The sequence below is a fragment of the Panacagrimonas perspica genome (genome assembly GCF_004364935.1).
Lineage (GTDB): Bacteria > Pseudomonadota > Gammaproteobacteria > Nevskiales > Nevskiaceae > Panacagrimonas > Panacagrimonas perspica.
Window position 1 is genome coordinate 115,733 of the sequence record NZ_SOBT01000013.1, and the last position, 18,216, is coordinate 133,948.

Annotated in this window: 15 protein-coding genes; 12 read left to right on the forward strand and 3 right to left on the reverse strand. The window is 64.9% G+C overall.

What is annotated here, in order from left to right; all coding sequences use genetic code 11:
• Positions 1-29: 29 nt before the first annotated feature.
• The 5 genes from DFR24_RS25450 to DFR24_RS25225 all read left to right on the forward strand — a co-directional run bounded on the left by DFR24_RS25450 (position 30) and on the right by DFR24_RS25225 (position 7,424).
• Complete coding sequence (locus tag DFR24_RS25450) at positions 30-230, forward strand: MbcA/ParS/Xre antitoxin family protein (RefSeq protein ID WP_366518977.1); 201 nt, start codon at positions 30-32, stop codon at positions 228-230.
• Between the two features lie 240 nt (positions 231-470).
• The gene (locus DFR24_RS23745; RefSeq protein ID WP_133883958.1) at positions 471-3,062 is read left to right on the forward strand and encodes an SIR2 family protein; all 2,592 of its coding nucleotides are present in this window, start codon (positions 471-473) and stop codon (positions 3,060-3,062) included.
• A gap of 525 nt (positions 3,063-3,587) precedes the next feature.
• The gene (locus DFR24_RS23750; RefSeq protein WP_133883959.1) at positions 3,588-3,803 is read left to right on the forward strand and encodes a hypothetical protein; all 216 of its coding nucleotides are present in this window, start codon (positions 3,588-3,590) and stop codon (positions 3,801-3,803) included.
• On the forward strand, positions 3,800-5,563 hold the full coding sequence (locus DFR24_RS23755) for an exosporium glycoprotein BclB-related protein (RefSeq protein ID WP_133883960.1): 1,764 nt from the start codon (positions 3,800-3,802) through the stop codon (positions 5,561-5,563). Before DFR24_RS23750 ends, DFR24_RS23755 begins: the two co-directional genes overlap by 4 nt.
• A 139-nt stretch (positions 5,564-5,702) precedes the next feature.
• The gene (locus tag DFR24_RS25225; protein WP_133883961.1) at positions 5,703-7,424 is read left to right on the forward strand and encodes an exosporium glycoprotein BclB-related protein; all 1,722 of its coding nucleotides are present in this window, start codon (positions 5,703-5,705) and stop codon (positions 7,422-7,424) included.
• 90 nt (positions 7,425-7,514) lie between these two features.
• Here DFR24_RS25225 and DFR24_RS23765 read toward each other — a convergent pair whose 3' ends face one another.
• The gene (locus DFR24_RS23765; protein WP_210772508.1) at positions 7,515-8,624 is read right to left on the reverse strand and encodes a glycosyltransferase; all 1,110 of its coding nucleotides are present in this window, start codon (positions 8,622-8,624) and stop codon (positions 7,515-7,517) included.
• Between the two features lie 318 nt (positions 8,625-8,942).
• On the opposite strand from DFR24_RS23765, the gene pyk reads away from it, so the two are divergent.
• Positions 8,943-10,361 (forward strand): pyruvate kinase, encoded by a 1,419-nt coding sequence (pyk, locus tag DFR24_RS23770; RefSeq protein ID WP_133883962.1) that lies wholly within the window; start codon positions 8,943-8,945, stop codon positions 10,359-10,361.
• A gap of 117 nt (positions 10,362-10,478) precedes the next feature.
• Here pyk and DFR24_RS23775 read toward each other — a convergent pair whose 3' ends face one another.
• The gene (locus DFR24_RS23775; protein ID WP_133883963.1) at positions 10,479-11,039 is read right to left on the reverse strand and encodes a hypothetical protein; all 561 of its coding nucleotides are present in this window, start codon (positions 11,037-11,039) and stop codon (positions 10,479-10,481) included.
• Here DFR24_RS23775 and DFR24_RS23780 point away from each other — a divergent pair.
• From DFR24_RS23780 to DFR24_RS23805, 6 genes are read left to right on the forward strand one after another with little or no spacing between them, the layout of a single operon-like run.
• Positions 11,038-13,953 (forward strand): monovalent cation/H+ antiporter subunit A, encoded by a 2,916-nt coding sequence (locus DFR24_RS23780; protein WP_133883964.1) that lies wholly within the window; start codon positions 11,038-11,040, stop codon positions 13,951-13,953. The two genes, DFR24_RS23775 and DFR24_RS23780, sit on opposite strands and share 2 nt — an antisense overlap.
• Positions 13,954-14,295, forward strand: coding sequence for a Na+/H+ antiporter subunit C (locus DFR24_RS23785; RefSeq protein ID WP_133883965.1), 342 nt, complete (start codon positions 13,954-13,956; stop codon positions 14,293-14,295).
• Positions 14,292-15,959 (forward strand): monovalent cation/H+ antiporter subunit D, encoded by a 1,668-nt coding sequence (locus tag DFR24_RS23790; RefSeq protein ID WP_133883966.1) that lies wholly within the window; start codon positions 14,292-14,294, stop codon positions 15,957-15,959. The genes DFR24_RS23785 and DFR24_RS23790 overlap by 4 nt, the downstream gene beginning before the upstream one ends.
• On the forward strand, positions 15,956-16,453 hold the full coding sequence (locus DFR24_RS23795) for a Na+/H+ antiporter subunit E (protein WP_133883967.1): 498 nt from the start codon (positions 15,956-15,958) through the stop codon (positions 16,451-16,453). Before DFR24_RS23790 ends, DFR24_RS23795 begins: the two co-directional genes overlap by 4 nt.
• Positions 16,450-16,728 (forward strand): K+/H+ antiporter subunit F, encoded by a 279-nt coding sequence (locus DFR24_RS23800; protein WP_133883968.1) that lies wholly within the window; start codon positions 16,450-16,452, stop codon positions 16,726-16,728. The genes DFR24_RS23795 and DFR24_RS23800 overlap by 4 nt, the downstream gene beginning before the upstream one ends.
• Positions 16,725-17,096, forward strand: a complete 372-nt coding sequence (locus DFR24_RS23805; protein WP_133883969.1) for a monovalent cation/H(+) antiporter subunit G — start codon at positions 16,725-16,727, stop codon at positions 17,094-17,096. The genes DFR24_RS23800 and DFR24_RS23805 overlap by 4 nt, the downstream gene beginning before the upstream one ends.
• On the opposite strand, the gene DFR24_RS23810 is transcribed toward DFR24_RS23805, so the two are convergent.
• A complete protein-coding gene (locus DFR24_RS23810) occupies positions 17,062-17,955 on the reverse strand; it encodes a universal stress protein (protein WP_162851402.1) in 894 nt (297 codons plus the stop codon). The two genes, DFR24_RS23805 and DFR24_RS23810, sit on opposite strands and share 35 nt — an antisense overlap.
• Between the last annotated feature and the right edge of the window lie 261 nt (positions 17,956-18,216).

The window sequence follows — 18,216 nt, forward strand, 5'->3', positions numbered from 1 at the left end:
CTTCGTGAAGTCACCAGAGGTGGATCGATGTGAAGCGGGCGGACCTTGAGGAGAGCGTATTGACGAAGGCTTTCGAGGTCTTCGAGAGCAGCGAGATCGCTCAAGGCTGGATGACGGCTCCTTGCCGTGCGCTCGGCGGTGCCACCCCGCGGTCGCTTTTGCTAGACGACAGGGGGTTTCAACTCGTCATGCGAGAGCTTCACGCGATAGAGCATGGTCTTCCCATCTAGAAACAGCGGCTGAATAGCCCACTCTGCGGAGCAATATGCGATCTACGCCCGGTCGTGGAACGTTCAGACAAGCGGGCGCCGGTTCCTCTCCACTCTGTGGATCGCAGCACCGCGGCGAGGTGCGGCAAGAGGCTCGCTTGAGGTGGTCCCCGCAATGACTTCGAATCCCCGACTGGATCTCGCCCGTGGTACATGCGAGCGGGCGTTTAAGCTGTCGTCTAAGTCGCTTGGAACGCACGCATGAGCCAGGCTGGTGCCGTGGACGCTTCGGTCGAAGATGTCGCCAATGAAATCGCAGAGTTCTTCCGGAATGCGAAGAGCCCCGTCCTGTTTACCGGCGCGGGTGTATCCGTACGAGCAGGGTTGCCTACCTGGAAGGACCTTGTAGAGAAGCTATCAGAGGGCATTCGCTCAAAGGACCAACTCACTGCCCAACAGATGCGCAACTGCGTCAATGAGGGCCGCTACACGTTGGCTGTGGAATACTTCCTCATGTCACCGTCGGTTCTGGAAGGGGAAAAGCGAACGCTTATCCAGCTGCTTCTTTCGGACTATGACGCGACGAAGATTGAGCCCATAGCCGCACTTCCTTTCTCCGCGTGCATTACGACCAATTTCGACCGCAGCATCCATGATGCGATAGCGGCGGTGAGAAAGAAGGCTCCGAAAGACTTTCGTTACGGTGATGCTTCTTTCAAAGAAGCAATCTGGGTACAAGATCTGTTTGTCGCGCGGATTCACGGTGCAGTCGAGGCACCTGGCTCAATCGTTCTGTCGCAATCAGCATTCGCGGAGCTCAAGAAAAACGAGACGTATGAGGATCTGCTCCGAGGCTGCTTTACACAAAGAAACGTTCTCTTTGTCGGATTCTCATTCTACGATCCTGCGATCAAAGAGGTCTTCGAGGAAATCGACGCGAGATTTGGACCGGCTTCGCCTGGAAGGCACGTGGCCCTGCTGCCTGACGATGCTTCGTCGGATTTCATTTCTAAGGCGAACCGCCTCAACATTAAGATTGTTAAGTACAGCAGCAAGGATCGTCACAGCGAGCTGTGGGCGTCGATTGCCAGAGTCCCGAAGCTCATGGTCCCTACAAACTTGCAGTCTGTTACGGTTCGCGTGCCTGCACCATTTGATGCTGCGAAGCGCTACTTGGCGGCTTGCTATGCCAGGGTTCAGACCAGTGATACGACGATTGCCCTAAGAACAACCGTAACGGAAGGGGTTGTATCGGCCCTTCTGCAGGAGGCGGCGCCCAAAGCATTAACACGACCGGAAATCCTTGAAGGCATTCGTCGCGTTCTTGGCATTAAAGGTCGCCCGGCGGAGACGCTGGTAGACGGAGCCCTACAGGCGCTCAGGGACGATGGACTTTGCCGACGTCACAAAGGTGAGGCCCAAGCAGGCAGTAAATTCGCCTGGATTGAGGCGCCCAGCTCATCCTCTATGGCAGACGCGCTTGGCCTCCTCACGCAGAGCGCATTAAACCGGGCCTACCTACAGGAAGGCTGGACCATCCCGAATCCCATCGCGGAGAAGGTCTCCGCTCTATTTAGCTATCTCGTTGTGCGTCGCGGTTGGGATCTGGGTGCCGCATTCGCAGCGGGAAAGCCTCCGGAGAATGTTGCAATCGAGCCTTTGATACTCGATTCGGGGATAGCGTTCGCTGCCTACGACCTTGAGCGCTTAGACAGGATTCTGACGGCCATGTTTCAACGTCCGACAGAAGAGGAAGCTCGGATTTTAGGAGAATTGGGGCGAGTGAGTTTTGCCGTAGAGCTCGCATTTCAATCTCCGGGATCTGCTCTCCTTCACAAAGCTGTCTTACCCACCCGCATTTATTTTGATGCCAGCGTCCTCATGCCGGCGATCGTGGATGGACATCCCTTCCACAGCGTTTACTCAGACTCATTGAAGCGTCTCAAGCAAGCGTCAGCGTCGGCGGCCACCCAGTTACATCTCAAGGTGAGCAAGGTATATCTCAATGAGATTATCAGTCATCGAAACATCGCAGAAGCATATTGTCGCCAGGTCGGCGATGAGTTCCTTCAAACAGCGCAGTTCGACGCAATGTACAACGGCGCGACGAACGTAAACGTGTTTGTGGGCGGTTACGCAAATTGGGCGCACATCAACGGCGACCTGTCGTTCGACAAGTACCTCGCTCGGGTAGCGCCCTACAAAACTGAGATTGCTCTGCGAAAGTGGTTAGAGAAGAATGGCTACGAGGTGGTCGAACCAGTACGGGGCGCTCGTTACGCCCAGATATACGGTTTGCTCGAGCGCGATAACGCCTCTCGATTGGTGAGGGGAAAAGATCCGATTCTTCTCCAACACGACGCGTTACAGCTCTCCCTTTTGGACGCAGACATGACGAGCCTCGAGAGGTCGATCTTTGTGACGGCAGATCGGCATTTGCGCGACGTCATTGCGGGGTCCAACAGTACCGCTCATCTCACCGAGGTTATGGTTAGCCATGTGGGTCTGGTGCAGATGATCGAGTTGCTTCTCGGCGGCGTCCGAGATGACGCTGGACTCGCTGAATTGTTGTGGAGCACGAGAATATCTAGTCAGGCAATGGCAATGCACTCATTCCTTGTCGCCCGCGGGCTGCAGCAATACGACGATGGAATAGCTATGACTCTTTCCGGGGTGGTGGAAAAATTCGCAGACCGCGCTGACAGGGAATTGAAACGCGACGGCCTCGATCTTGGCGCGGAAGAGCCGACGAAGCGCGCGAACGCGTTCAAGAAGCTCGGAGCCCTGGAAAAAAATTACATGCGCGGGATGCGGGAGGCCGTCGAGAAACTCAAGAAGCAGCAGGCTCGATAGATTGCGGAGGTGCCTTTCTACCTGCGTGCTCACGCGAGCCGCTGGGCCAGCGCCTGGATTTGGTTGGCTCTGGTGGCGACCGACCAAGCGCTTGCGGCAGACGGGCGGATGGAGCTCGGTGTTCATGACCTTAGCGCAGAGGCGAGTACGTGAGGTCATCCGAGTTCACGACTATCCTGCCGTGACTGCATCGAGAAAGTGTTTATAAATCAAAGAGCGGAGTTCACGACTTTAATTGCTCGGAACACCGTACCTCCTGACTCTTGATCAGCTGCAAAATACCGCCCCGCGGAGCGTCAAATTCTCGCCCCGATCGCTACGTAAATCACCGCTGGCGAGTTCCGCTGCACGCGCCTGGCGTCGTGGCGCGATGGCCGTGCGAAGGTCGTTGCGATTCGGGGTGGCGAGCAATAGAGTCTGACCATCAAGCGTCTGGTTGGGAGCCGCGGTCTGACGTCCGCGGATGCCGGACGTCACCGGGGGCACCGAATGAAATCTGATGTGAGCCTTTGCGCTCCAGCGTCCGTGCGGCGCTCCTTCGCCTTTGCGGCGGCCCTGCTGCTGACGGCCTGCGGAGGGCATGGCGGCGACAACGACTCGACGCCGACCAACGTCTCTCCCGCGCCGCAGGTGGCGACATCGCCGCTGCATCGGCTCGAGCTGGATGCGACTCCGCCCGATACCGCGCAGCAAGGGCGTTCATCCAAATACACGATCACCCTCGAGGGCTACGCGCCATGAAGAAGCCGCTGCGTTCGGTGCACACGGACAGCACGTTCCGCCGGTCCGCCAAGGGCATGCTGCAGGCGCTGGTCGGCATCAGCTTCGGTCTCGGCGCCGCATCGGCCGTGGCCGCAGTGCCGCTGACGGTCCAGGAGACCGGCAGGCTGTTCGATTCGCGGAACAAGCCGCTGGAAGGCCAGCACACGCTGACGTTCAAGCTCTACGGGGACGCCGCGGCGGGGACGGCGCTGCTCACCGAGACTTACGCGCTCACGTTCGCCGACGGCTATTTCTCGGTACAGCTGGGCAGCCAGTCGCCGAACCTCGTCAGCGTCCTGCGCGACAACGCGCAGGTGTTCCTCGGCGTGACGGTCGACAGCGACGTCGAGCTGGCGCCGCGCTTCCGCGTGAACTCGGTCCCGTACGCGATCCTCGCCTCGGACGTGGTGGGGACGATCCATCCGACGTCGGTGAGCGTCAACGGTTCTACCGTGATCGACGCGCAAGGACGCTGGGTCGGCAGTTCGGTCGGACTGATCGGACCGACGGGCGCCGCGGGCGCGGCCGGTGCCACCGGCGCCACAGGCCCTCAAGGGCCGGCCGGCGCAGCCGGGCCGCAGGGCGTCGCGGGCCCCATGGGCCTGCAAGGTGCCCAGGGTGCCCAGGGTCCTCAGGGGCTCCGGGGCGCCACCGGGCCTGTCGGTCCCACTGGCGCCACCGGCGCGATCGGACCCACCGGCACAGCGGGGACGCTTGGAGGCACCGGCGCGACGGGTGCGACCGGCGCCACCGGCGCGACCGGGCCTATCGGCGCGACGGGCCCCACCGGTCCGACGGGGGCGACGGGCAGCACGGGCGCGACCGGCGCTTCGGGTCTCAATTTCCAGGGTGCATATAACAACGCCGCGTCCTATGACGTCGGCGATGTGGTGGCGTTCGACAACGCTGCTTTCGTCAACATCTTCGCCAGCACCGCCATGTCGCCGGTGAACATGACGTTCTGGTCCGTGCTGGTCCCGGCCGGCGCGACGGGTGCAACGGGTGCCACCGGTGCCACGGGCCCTGCCGGTGCCAGTGGACCGACCGGGCCCACCGGACCCGCGGGTGAGATCGGTCCGACCGGTCCGACCGGGGCTACCGGTGGCGATGGTCCCATCGGTCCCAGCGGCGCTCCGGGTGCTATCGGTGGACCGGGCCCTGCGGGCGTCGCCGGGCCCGTCGGCCCGACGGGTCCAACGGGTGCAACCGGCGCGGCGGGCCTCAGCGCCATCATCCCGTTTGCGTCGGGTACGCCGATCACGACGACGACCTTGCTCGGGGGCCTGGTTGGGCAAGTCGGCCTGGTCGGCTTCGGCAGCAACGCCAGCACCACCCTCGGCCCCGGCGGAACCGTCGATCTGACGGGATCTGGCGGCACCGCGCTGAACTATGCCTTCACGGTTCCCCGTGCCGCCACGATTACCGGGATCTCCGCCTATTTCAGCACCTCGGCTGCGCAAAACCTGATCGGTTCGACGATAAGCGTGAGCGCCCAGCTCTACAGCTCCACGACGCCGGACAACACGTTCACTCCGGTACCCGGCACGCAGGTGAATCTGGGTCCTGCGCTGACCGGCATCGTTTCGATCGGAAGCGTCTCGTATGGCAACGTCACAGGCCTTTCGGTCCCCGTGACGGCGCAAACCCGTCTGCTGCTGGTCTTCAGCAGTACGGCGGCGGGCGTGACGCTGCTCAACACCGTCCCCGGATACGCCAGCGCGGGCGTGTCGCTCAACTGATGTCACGGCACAGCGGAAACACGACGGGGCGGCTCATCGCATCGCCCCGTCCACACGATCCCCTCGAGGGTTACACGCCATGAGCAGGAATCCACGGTCGATGCAATCGGGCACCAGGTTCCGCCGTTCGAGTGCGGGCGTGTTCCGGGCGTTCGTCGGAATCGCCTTCGGCCTGGGCGCCATCTCGGTCGCCGATGCCGGCGTGCCCCTCGTGATCGACGAGCGCGGCCGTGTCGTCGACGATTCGACGGGCAAGCCCCTGAGCGGCGCCCACACGCTGACGTTCAAGCTGTACGCGACGCCCACTGCCGGCACGGCGCTGCTCACGGAAGCCTATCCGCTCACGTTTCAGGATGGATCGTTCGCGGTGCCCCTTGGCAGCCAGTCGCAGAATCTGGTCGACATCCTGCGCGGCAATGCGCAGGTGTGGCTGGGGGTGGCGGTCGACGCCGATGCGGAGGTCGAACCTCGCTTCCTGCTGGGCTCCGTGCCTTACGCGATCCTCGCGTCCGACGTGCAGGGGGCGATTCATCCCGGTTCGATCGTCGTTGGCGGCACGACGATCATCGACGCGACCGGAAAATGGGTCGGTCTGCCCACCACGCTGACGGGGCCCACCGGTGCAGCGGGAAGTGCGGGCGCCACCGGCGCGATGGGTCCGCCCGGCGTTGCGGGTCCGATCGGACCCCCGGGCAACGGCGGCGAACCGGGTCCCCCGGGCGACATCGCCGGCGTGCAAGGCCCGATGGGGCTCGTCGGTGCGCAGGGCCCTGCGGGCGCGACGGGCGTTCGTGGCCCGACCGGTCCTGCGGGCGCTTCCGGCATCGGGGGCACCGTGGGTGCGACCGGCGCCACGGGTGCAACGGGAGTGACGGGTGCCACCGGCGCCACCGGCGCAACGGGCTCCCTGGGCCCCACCGGTCCCTCGGGGGCAACCGGGGTCGCCGGCCTGGCGTTCCGCGGTCCCTGGAGCGGGTCGGAAAACTACTCGTTCGGCGACGTGGTCACGTTCAACGGCGCGAGCTACATCCACAGCGTTTTTTTCCTTGTTGGCCCCACCCTGCAGCCTGATGTGGACCTTCTCTGGTCGATGCTCTCTGGCGTCGGGGCGACCGGAGCCACAGGGGCGACCGGTGCGGAGGGGGCAACCGGAATCGCGGGCGCGACGGGCCCGACCGGCGACCCGGGTCCCTCGGGTTCCGCCGGCCCGAACGGTGCAATGGGTTTGCCCGGGTCGCCGGGTCCCGCCGGCACCGCTGGCGCGGCCGGCGTGGCAGGCCCCGCCGGGCCTCCAGGGGCCGCGGGGGCACAGGGTCCCACGGGCGTCGCCGCACCGAGCGGTCCCGGTGCCCTGATTCCCTTCTCATCGGGCCAGCCGGTCGTCATGACCACCAACGCCAGTGGGCAGCAGGGCACCGTCAGTTCGATCGGGTTCGGCTCTAACGCAACGGGTCTTGTCCCGACGGCTGGGACGATCGATCTCACCGGAGCGTCGGGAAGCCAGATCAACGAGGCGTTCTCGGTGCCGGTGGCCGCGACGATCACGTCGATCTCGGCTTACTTCTCGACCACGGAGGCGCTGGCGCTGATCGGCAGCACGATCACCGTGACGGCGCAGGTCTGGACGTCGACGGCTCCCAATAACCTCTTCACGCCGGTTCCCGGCGCCGTGGTGACCTTGGCGCCTGGACTCACCGGCCTTGTTTCGCTCGGCAGTATCAGCAGCGGCATCACGACCGGTCTGTCGATCCCCGTAGCGGCCAACACGCGGGTGATGGTGGTGTTCGGTAGCACCATGACGGGACTGACGTCGGCCAACACGATCAGCGGATACGCGAGCTCCGGCGTCACGTTCAAATAGAGGGACGGGCGCCGGCCGCCGGGCGTTTCCGGTGGTGGGCGCCTCGCTGACGAATCGCCTCCTCCCGCCCACGGGAGGAGGGGAGCGGTCTCACGTGGGATCGGGTTCCGTTGGCAGGCCCAGGGCCTTCTGCGCGAACCGCAGATTCTCGAGCACTCGCGGCCGCTGAACCTGCGGCAGGCGTGGATCCCTCAGCAGATCGGTACTGACGCGCCTGCAGTCCTCGAAGTCGCCGGTCCAGTAGCTCGCGATCGAGAATTCGTCCCTGCAGCGCCACTCGTAGAACGACCGATCGAGGAACAGCAGATCCTCCGGCACGGCCAGCTCCATGCCCCGCCGCGCGAACAGCCGTGCCGCGGCGTAGCGCTTCTGTTCGCGACAGTAACGTGCCAGCTGACCGAGGGTCTCGGCCCGGCACGGCCGGCTTTCGAAGGCCAGCAGATACCGGTCGATGATCGCCGCCGGATCCTGCTGCAATTGCTCGGACAGTAGCGCCGCCGAATACCGCGAGTACCAGACCTCCTCGTTCCAGCCGCCCTGTCCGGCCCGGCTCTCGTACGCCGACAGCGCCTTCTCGGGCTGCCCCGAATCGCGGTAGCTCTGGGCCAGATAGAACTGGTAGCGCGTGTTGCCCGGCTCGTCGCGCAGGCCCTGTTCCAGGACCCGGGCATCGTTCGCGTACTTCACCTTCACATCCTGCTGGCTGCGGCCGCCATCGGTGTACACGAGCACGCGCGGTCCGAGGAGGAACGGCTTGTCCACCGCCTCGCCGCACTCGAGATACTCGTGGAGCACGCCGACATAGCGCCAGGGCAGCGCATCGCGCACCAGGCAGACGCGCCCGTAGTTGATGCCGCTGAACGCAACGTCGAGCGCATAGGCCTTCTGCGTCAGATTCGGCCGGCGGTATGCAGGCGGAAGCTCGAGCACCTCGTCGGCGTCGATCATGAACAGGTAATCGGCACGACCGTGCGCCAGCGCGATGGCCTCGCTGCGGTTGTGGCCGAAGTCCTTCCAGGGTCGCTCGAACAACTCGCCCGGCACGCCGTGCATGAACTCGCGGATGACGTCCTGCGTGCCGTCCGTGGAGCCGGTGTCGACGATCACCCAGTGATCGATGAATGGGCGCACCGAGGACAGGCAACGCCGGATGACGTGCGCCTCGTTCCTGACGATCATGTTGAGGCAGACCGTGCTCATGGATATCCCTCGGAAGACGGCATGAATTCTCGCGCGAACCCAGCAGATTCACGATGCCCGGAGCTGCTGGCCGCAGTGATCATGTGCGGGTTCGTGTCCGTGCCGGCATCGTCATGAACAGCCATTAGTCTGCATTGTTTTTCGCGCATTCTGATGTGACCGGCTTGTTCGTGGATCGCCTCCGGCATGGATGGACGCTCCGAAACTACAATCAGCAATCCGGCGCGTGGACGGCTCATCAACTCTTGAGGCTCATCGCCGGGTTGGCTTCAGCGAGTGCGTCACCCAAGTTCACTTCCTTGATGGGTCAGAACAGCCATGCGCCGAACCCGAAACGCCAAGATCGTCGCCACCCTCGGCCCCGCCAGCACCGACCGCGCGACGATCGAAGCCTTGTTCAGGGCCGGGGCCGATGTCTTCCGGCTCAACTTCAGTCACGGCACGCACGAGGACCATCGGGCCCGCTACCAGATCATCCGCGATCTCGAGCGCGACCTCGGTCGACCCATCGGCGTGCTGCTGGACCTGCAGGGTCCGAAGCTCAGGATCGGGACCTTCGCTCAAGGCCCCATCCAGCTGCTGAAGGATGATCCATTCCGATTCGACCTGGACCGCGCGACGGCGGGTACGCAGCAGCGCGTCGCGCTGCCGCATCCGGAAATCTTCGCGGCGCTGCAACCGGGCGCCAACCTGCTGCTCGACGATGGACGGATTCGGGTGCGCGTCATCCGCTGCGGGCCGGACTTCGCCGAAACCACCGTGGTCGTCGGCGGCATCCTGTCGGATCGAAAAGGCGTCAACGTTCCCGACGTCGTGGTGCCGGTCTCCGCGCTCACTCCGAAGGACCGCGCGGACCTGGCGTTCGGCCTGACGCTGGGCGTCGACTGGATCGCGCTGTCGTTCGTACAGCGGGCCGAGGACATCGCCGAGCTACGTGCGCTGGTCGGCGACAAGATCGCCATCGTCGCCAAGCTGGAAAAACCGGCTGCCGTTCACGCGCTGGAGGACATCGTCGAGGCGTCCGATGCGGTGATGGTGGCGCGCGGCGATCTGGGCGTGGAGATGCCGGCCGAGAAAGTGCCCGGCATCCAGAAGCGGATCATCCGCAGCTGCCGGCAGCACGGAAAGCCGGTGATCATCGCCACGCAGATGCTCGAATCGATGGTGACCTCGCCGGTTCCCACGCGGGCCGAGGCCTCGGACGTGGCCAACGCCATCTACGACGGCGCCGATGCCGTGATGCTCTCCGCCGAGTCCGCGTCCGGTCGATACCCGCTGGAAGCGGTCAGCGTCATGAACCGCGTCATCGAGGAGACCGAAGCGGATCCCACGCATCGCAAGATGCTGGAAGACTCGCTCACACCACCGCCGGCGGACTTCGCGGGCGGCATTGCCATCGCGATGCGCCAGATCGCGGCCTTGCTCGACCCGGTGGCCATCGTGGCGTACACGAACTCCGGCTACAGCGCGTTCGTGATGTCGCGCGAACGGCCCGAGGCGCCGATCCTGGGGCTCACGCCGCAGCTGGCGACAGCTCGCCGGCTGGCGTTGGCCTGGGGCGTCCACTCCGCGCTCTCGCCGCAGGTGGCCAACGTCGGCGAGATGACGTCGTTCGCTTGCCAGGCGGTCATGGAGGAGGGGTTCGGCGTGCGAGGCGACACGGTGGTGGTCATCGCCGGGTTGCCGTTGGCGCAGTCGGGCACGACGAACCTGCTGAGGATCGCGCACATCGTTTGAGGGCGAGGGTATCGAGGGTTGCGACACCATCAGCAGCTTGCCGCAGGCGAAGTCTTTTTCCGGTTCCGGCTCGCGAGTGGTGCAAGGGCAAAATTGTCGACGGGCAGTCGATCGCGTTCATTCGAGTTCACTGCCCTGATGGGTCATGACCTGCCTGCCGATGTTCGGACCGTTTGACGCGAAAGATTCTGGCCGATGCGAGGCCGGATCCATTCCCTCGAACGTCGATCGCAAAGATCGGGTCCACGACACGCCGTTCATCACTCGCTCGCATCGCGGCGCCTTGCTCTGCTCGAAACGCGCTCTGCCGACTCTGCTCGTCGACTTCGCGATATCCGGATCCGCAAGACATCTGCGATCGCACGGCAGCGGAGAACGTGCGAGCGCTCCTGCGCGCAGCAGCGCGGCGCCTGGATCGTGCGACGCGCAGCCATCGGCCATCGCTCGACGAACCACATTCGGCCGCGAGATCAGGCCGCCGGATTCGACGTCCGCTGCGGGATGTTCGGTGGTGACGTCTCGAATCACGTGATCTCCAAGCTCGCGGGTTGTCAACGGGCGCGTCGTTGGCTGGAGACCGTCGTGGCTTGGTGTAACCTGCGGAGGAACGTGCTGCTGCGACCGGCTTTCGCATCGAAGACGACGTGCGTAGCGGTCAAATGTGAATGTGGAACTCATGTCCCTGTTCTTCCTTCTGCTGCTCCCATTCCTCGTCGGCTTGGTCATGGCAGTCATGCCGACGCGCGCGCGAACCTCGCTCGCGGGTGGTGCGTCGCTGATCTCGGCCGGGCTGACGGCGTGGCTCATCACCTTGTATCCGCTCGTCCGCGACGGCCAGGTGATTCGCCAGACGGTCTCGTGGATTCCGTCGATCGGTCTCGACCTGATCCTGCGTCTCGACGGGTTTGCGTGGATGTTCAGCGTGCTGATCACCGGCATCGGCGCGCTGGTGGCCTTGTACGCGCGCTATTACATGTCGCCGGCGGATCCCGTGTCGCGCTTCTACGCGCTGTTCCTGCTCTTCATGAGCGCCATGCTCGGCGTGGTGACGTCCGGGAATCTGATCCAGCTGGTGGTGTTCTGGGAACTCACCAGCCTGATCTCGTTCCTGCTGATCGGCTACTGGCACCACCGCGTCGACGCGCAGCGCGGTGCCCGCATGGCGTTGATCGTGACGGGCGCTGGTGGCCTTGCGCTTCTTGGCGGCGTGATCGTTCTTGGCCACATCGTCGGCAGTTTCGATCTCGACGTGGTGCTCGGCTCCGGGGACCGGGTCCGTGCACACCCGCTCTACGCCCCGGTGCTGATCCTGGTCGTGCTCGGTGCACTGACCAAGAGCGCCCAGTTTCCGTTTCATTTCTGGTTGTCCCGCGCGATGGCGGCGCCGACACCGGTGTCCGCCTTTCTGCATTCGGCGACGATGGTCAAGGCGGGCGTCTTTCTGCTCGCGCGGCTATGGAGCGTGCTGTCAGGTACCGAACTGTGGTTCTGGGTGGTCGGCGGCGCGGGTGCCGCGACGCTGCTGCTCGGGTCCTATATCGCGATGTTCCAGCACGATCTGAAACGCGTGCTCGCCTACTCGACGATGAGTCACCTGGGTCTGATCACGCTGCTGCTGGGACTCAACAGTCCGCTGGCAGCGGTCGCCGGCGTCTTCCACATCATGAATCATGCGGCGTTCAAAGCCTCGCTGTTCATGGCCGCCGGCATCGTCGACCACGAAACCGGAACGCGCGACATCCGTCGCCTGACGGGGCTGTGGAGCCGCATGCCCTACACCGGCGCGCTGGCCCTCGTTGCCAGCGCGGCCATGGCCGGAGTTCCCTTGTTGAACGGCTTTCTGTCGAAGGAGATGTTCTTCGCTGAAACCGTGTTCATGACTTCGCAGCCCTGGGTGGAGCGTGGACTTCCGGTGCTGGCCACGCTCGCTGCAATCTTTGCCGTCGTGTACTCGCTGCGCTTCGGATACGGGATTTTCTTCGGGTCACCGGCGACCGACCTGCCGCGTGAACCCGAGGAGGCGCCGCGCTGGATGCGGGCCCCAATCGAGCTGCTGGTGCTGTGCTGCCTGATCGTGGGAATGGCCCCGTCGGTCTCCATCGGCCCGGCGCTCGCAGTCGCGGCGCTTCCCGTCGTTGGCGGGGTGCTGCCGGAATACAGCCTCGCGGTCTGGCACGGCTTCACCGCTCCCCTCTACATGAGCCTGATCGCGATCACGGTCGGGATCGCCGCCTACGTTCGCATCCGCCGGCATCAGCGCCGCGGGCATCTGCAAAATGCGCCGGTCATCGAGCGCTTCAATGCCCGGCGCCTGTTCGACCTCGGGCTTCTGTGGCTCACGCTATGGGCTCGCCGGATCCTCAAGGTGCTGAGCCCGGCGCGGCTTCAGCCGCAGATGTTTGCGATCATTGCGATCGCGCTCCTGCTCGCCTTGCTGGCGGCGCGCGACCTGCCGCTGGCGTGGGGCGAGCGGGAACAATTGCCGGCGTCCGCTGCTTTCGTGCTGCTGTGGGCCATCGGAATGGCGTGCGCGATCGGAGCCGCGATGATGGCGAAGTTTCATCGCCTGGTTGCCATCACGCTGATGGGTGGCGCGGGCCTGGTCACCTGTCTGACCTTTGCGTGGTTCTCGGCACCCGACCTGGCGCTGACGCAGATCTCGGTCGAGGTGGTCACCACGACGCTGTTCCTTCTGGGGCTGCGCTGGCTCCCCGTCCGGCTCGAAGAACTGGGTGTCGTGGCGAGCGCAAGGACACGGCTGCGGCGTGCGCGTGACCTGCTGCTGGCCATCGCGGCCGGAACCGGGCTCGCGACCTTGTCGTACGCGATGCTGACGCGTTCGGCACCGCAGAGCATCTCGCCGTTTTTCCTGGAACGAGCGCTTCCCGAAGGCGGCGGCACCAACGCCGTCAACGTCATGCTGGTCGACTTCCGTGCGCTGGACACGCTGGGGGAGATCACCGTGCTCGGCGCAGTGGCGCTCACCGTCTATGCGCTGCTGCGACGTTTCCGTCCCGCCGCGGAAAGCATGTTGGCCCCCCGTCAGCAGCGCGCCGTGCCCGCGGACGTGGGCACCGACCTCGTCGGGCCGACGACGGTAGAGGGCGTCGCGCGCGGATACATGGGCGTGCCAACGGTCATCGCGCGGCTGCTGCTGCCGGTCATGCTGGTCGTGGCCGCGCACCTGTTCCTGCGGGGCCACAACCAGCCGGGTGGCGGATTCGTCGCCGGCCTCGTCATCGCCATCGCGATGATCACCCAGTACATCGTCTCCGGAAGCCGCTTCGTCGAAGGGCGTACGCGGCTTCTGCCCGGACGCTGGGTCGCGTGGGGGCTGCTGCTGGCGACGTGCACGGGTCTGGGTGCCATCACGCTGGGTTACCCCCTTCTGACGAGCCACACCGCGCACTTCGCGGTCCCCCTGCTGGGCGACGTGCACTTTCCGACGGCGACGTTCTTCGACCTCGGCGTCCTGTTCGTCGTCGTGGGCGCAACGTTGCTGATGCTGACGGCCATCGCCCATCAATCGCTGCGTGCACACCGGCAGCCCTCCGTCGTCGCCGCGCCGGTGGCCCACGTGGAGGCGCCCTGAATGGAAGTCTTGCTCGCTCTGGTGATTGGTGTGATGGCGGGAGCGGCCGTGTGGCTGGTGCTGCGTCCTCGTACGTTCCAGGTGATCATGGGCCTGACGCTGCTGTCGTACGCCGTGAACCTGTTCATCTTCAGCGTCGGCAGCATCTTCATCGACAAGCCGCCGATCGTGACGCCGGGTCTTGCGCCGAATCTCGAGAGCTATACGGATCCGATGGCGCAGTCGCTGGTGCTCACTGCGATTGTCATCGGCTTCGCGACCACCGCGCTCTTTCTGGTCGTGCTGCTGGCGTTGCGGGGTCTGAGCGGAACGGATCACGTCGACGGCCGCGAGGAGTCATGACGCTGCTGCTGCCGCACCTGATCGTTGCGCCCGTGGTCCTGCCGCTGCTGACGGCGGCGGTGCTTCTGCTGCTCGGGGAACGGCGCAGGCGCCTCCAGTCGATCCTCAGCGTCGTGGCGACGGTGACCGGCCTGCTCGTGGCCGTGGCGATCCTGATTCGCGTCGACGCGGGCGGCGGCAGGGCGGCCATCGACGTCTATCTGGCTTCGAACTGGGAAGCGCCCTTCGGAATCGTCCTGGTCGCGGACCGCCTGTCCGCGCTGATGCTGGTGCTCGTCGGTTGCGTCAGCGTTGGCGCCGCGCTCTATGCGGAGGGAGGCTGGGGCAGAGTCGGCGTGTACTTTCATCCGCTGTTCCAGCTGCAGCTGATGGGGCTCAATGGCGCCTTCCTCACCGGCGACCTGTTCAATCTCTTCGTGTTCTTCGAGGTGTTGCTGGCGGCCTCGTACGGTCTTCAGCTGCACGGATCGGGATGGCCGCGGGTACGCTCGGGCCTGCAGTACATCGCGGTGAACCTGCTGGCCTCTTCGCTGTTCCTGATCGGGCTGGCGGTGCTCTACGGTGTCATGGGCACCCTCTCGATGGCCGACATCGCCAGCAAGACCGGCGGCATCCCGGCGCACGATCTGGGGCTGTTCTACGCGGGCTCGGCCATCCTCGCCGTGGCTTTCCTGGTGAAGGCCGCGATCTGGCCTTTGAACGCCTGGCTGGTGCCGGCGTATGCCGCCACCAGCGCCCCCGTCGCTGCCCTGTTTGCGCTGATGACCAAGGTCGGCATCTACGCCATCTTGCGGTTGTGGTCGCTGTTCTTCCCGGCCGCGATCGCCGCGCCAACCCATTTCGGCGCGTCGGCGCTTCTGGTGGGAGGGTTGGCCACGATCGCGTTCGGCACGGTGGGGCTCCTGGCGTCCATCCGGATCTCCCGTATCGCCGGCTTCTCCATCATCGTTTCATCGGGAACGCTTCTGACGGCGTTTGCGTTGCGCTCTGCGCTGGTCACGGGTGCTGCCTTGTACTACGTGCTGAGCGCGACGCTGGCGGTGAGTGCCATCTTCCTGATCGCCGAACTGGCCCGACGCGGCGATACCGCCCCTCGAGCATCGTCGCTGGACGCCGAAGACGCTGCGAGCGAGGACACCAATCTCGATGACGAGGAAGCGCCGCTGATCGGCCGCGCGTTCCGTCTGTCACTGGCGTTGATGGGCCTCGGGTTCATCTGCTGCGCGGTGCTGATCGCCGGGTTGCCGCCGCTGTCCGGATTCATCGCGAAGGTCGCCCTGCTGTCGGCCATCGTCACCGCAGGAGCCGGGCCCATCGCGACGCCGATGTCGGGCCTCTCCGCCACCGCGTGGACCTTTGTCGCGATGCTGCTGCTCTCGGGGCTCGTCGCGATGGTGTCGCTCGCCAGGGCCGGCGTCCGCCATTTCTGGTCCGCCGGCGGCTCCACGGTTCCGCAGGTCAAAGTACCCGAGGCGCTCTCGCTGTTCTTGCTCCTCTTCGCGTGCGGCCTGCTCACCGTCTACGCCGAGCCGGTCCTGCGCTACACGCGGTCCACCGCTGCCGAGCTGTACACGCCGGCGACCTATGTCGACACCGTGCTCGCGACCCGGGCTCGACCGGCCCCCGCGCGGTCGGCATCGGCAGAGCTGTCGGAGCCTCCATGAACGTTCTCAGGAAGATCGTCCCCGCGCCGCTGATGTCCCTCACGCTGCTGCTGTTGTGGGTTGCGTTGGCGCGATCCACGAGCCCCGGCCAGATCCTCATCGGCCTCGTGCTTGCATTCGGTGTGCCTCCGCTCACCACCGGGCTGCGACTCAAAAACGTGCGGCTGCGGGCGCCCCTGGTATTGATGCGCTTCGTGCTGACCGTGGCGGTCGATGTCGTCACGTCGAATGCGGAAATCGCCTGGGGCATCGTCGCCGGACGATGGCGGCAACCGCGACCGGCTTTCGTGACGGTGCCGCTCGAACTGCGTGATCCTGCCGGGCTCGCTGCGCTGGCCGTGGTGACGACCATCGTCCCCGGGACGGTGTGGACGGAGCTCGCGCTCGACCGCAGCGCGCTGTTGCTGCATGTGTGGGACGTAGGCGACGAGAGCGCCTTCGTCGCGCGGTTCAAGCATCGCTATGAACGGCCGTTGAGGGAGATCTTCGAATGAGCACGCTGGTCACCGGCGCCATCACCTTTGCACTGGGTTGCTATGCCCTTGCGTCGATCCTGGTCATCGTCAGGCTCGTGCGGGGCCCGAGCGCGCAGGACCGGGTGTCCGCGCTGGATCTGCTCTACTTTCACGCGATGCTCGTCATGCTGGTCCTGAGCATCGGTCACCGGAACGACGTGTATTTCGAAGCTGCCCTGCTGATCGCTCTGTTCGGGTTCGTGAGCTCGGCAGCCTTGGCCAAGTTCGTCCTGCGCGGAGAGGTGATCGAATGAATGAAATGCCCGGGTGGGAACAGATCGCAGCGGCGGGCCTGCTCATCGCCAGCGGGATCCTGGTCGTGATCTCCTCCATCGGCGTTCTGCGCTTGCCCGACTTCTTCCGCCGCATGCATCCGCCGGCACTGGCCTACACGTTGGGAAGCTGGACGGTCACGCTGGCGGCCATGCTGACGACGGAAACCGGTCCGGTCGCCCATCTGCTGCTGATTCCCCTGCTGCTCGCGATCACCGTCCCCGTGACCACGGTGCTTCTGGCCCGCGTGGCTCTGTTTCGCCGGCGTGCCGCCCGGTCAGGCGACACGCCGCCTCCGGTGACGGCACCTGCCGTCACGTTGAACGAGCAGCCGATGGCGGAACGATGAGGACGTCGCATTTGGTGGCCCTCAACAAGTCGCCGGAGACCGTTCCGAACAGCATGTAGGCCGCGCCCGAGTAGCCGCGGGTACCCACGACGAGCAGATCGGCCTCGATCGTTTTCACGTGCTCCTCGACGACGCTGCGCGGCGGACCGGGGCGGACGCCGACCCTGCCGACGCCGCCTTCTTCCGGGCGCGTCTCGGCCTTGGCCAAGGCCGCTCCAAACACGCCACTGATGTCGTGCAGAGCCTTGGCACGCAGCAGTTCCTTGCGTTCCTCGGTCTCGCGTTCGTTGAGATGCTTGTAGATCCGGCTCTCGTAGAGATCGTCGAAAGCATGGATCACGTCCAGCGGCGGGCGACGAGCCGGAAGAACACGAAGCGCGAGGCGAACGATGTCCTCGGCCACCGGATCCAGATCGAGAGCCAGCGTCGGGCGTCGATACTCGGCTCGCGGAGCAAGCCGGACGGCCAGGACCGGTACCCGCGCCTGCCGGATGACCCGCTCTGCCGTCGATCCGAGGATGGCGTCGCGCAGCGGTCGTCCGCGGCCGCGACCCATCACGATCAGATCCGATTTCGACTGCAGCGCCTGCTTCGCGATGTCCTTGGCAGCGGTGCCGATCTTGACGATCGACGCGATCTTCACGTTTCCACGAAGCCGTTCGCGCCAATGCTCCGCTTCCCTGGAAAGCAATTTCACCGCTTCACGTTCTGCATACATCCGCTCGCGGGGCATGAGTCCGGAGGGCACGACGTGCAGAAGGGTCACCTGGGCAGCGTGTGCCAGGGGCAGCAGCGCAACCCGGCCGATGACGCGGTCGGAATCGGGCGTGAGGTCCAGTGCAACGAGGACCGATTGCAACGGGCTGCTTCGGGATGACGCCGGATGTGCTTTGAAGAACGGAACCACTTTTTCGGATCTGCTCATTTCGAGCCTCGGGAGTTGTCACGCGAACGTGAGCCCCCGATTTATCTTCGGTGACTCCCGTACGTCATGCGCTGTGGGGCCATGCCGTTCGTGCGCTTCACTTCGACCCGCGTCCTGGTCATCAGGCCGGCAGGAGGCAAGTGCAAGTCGAAGACGACAGGGCAAAAAGGAACGTCGACATCTGGCGTGCCCGCA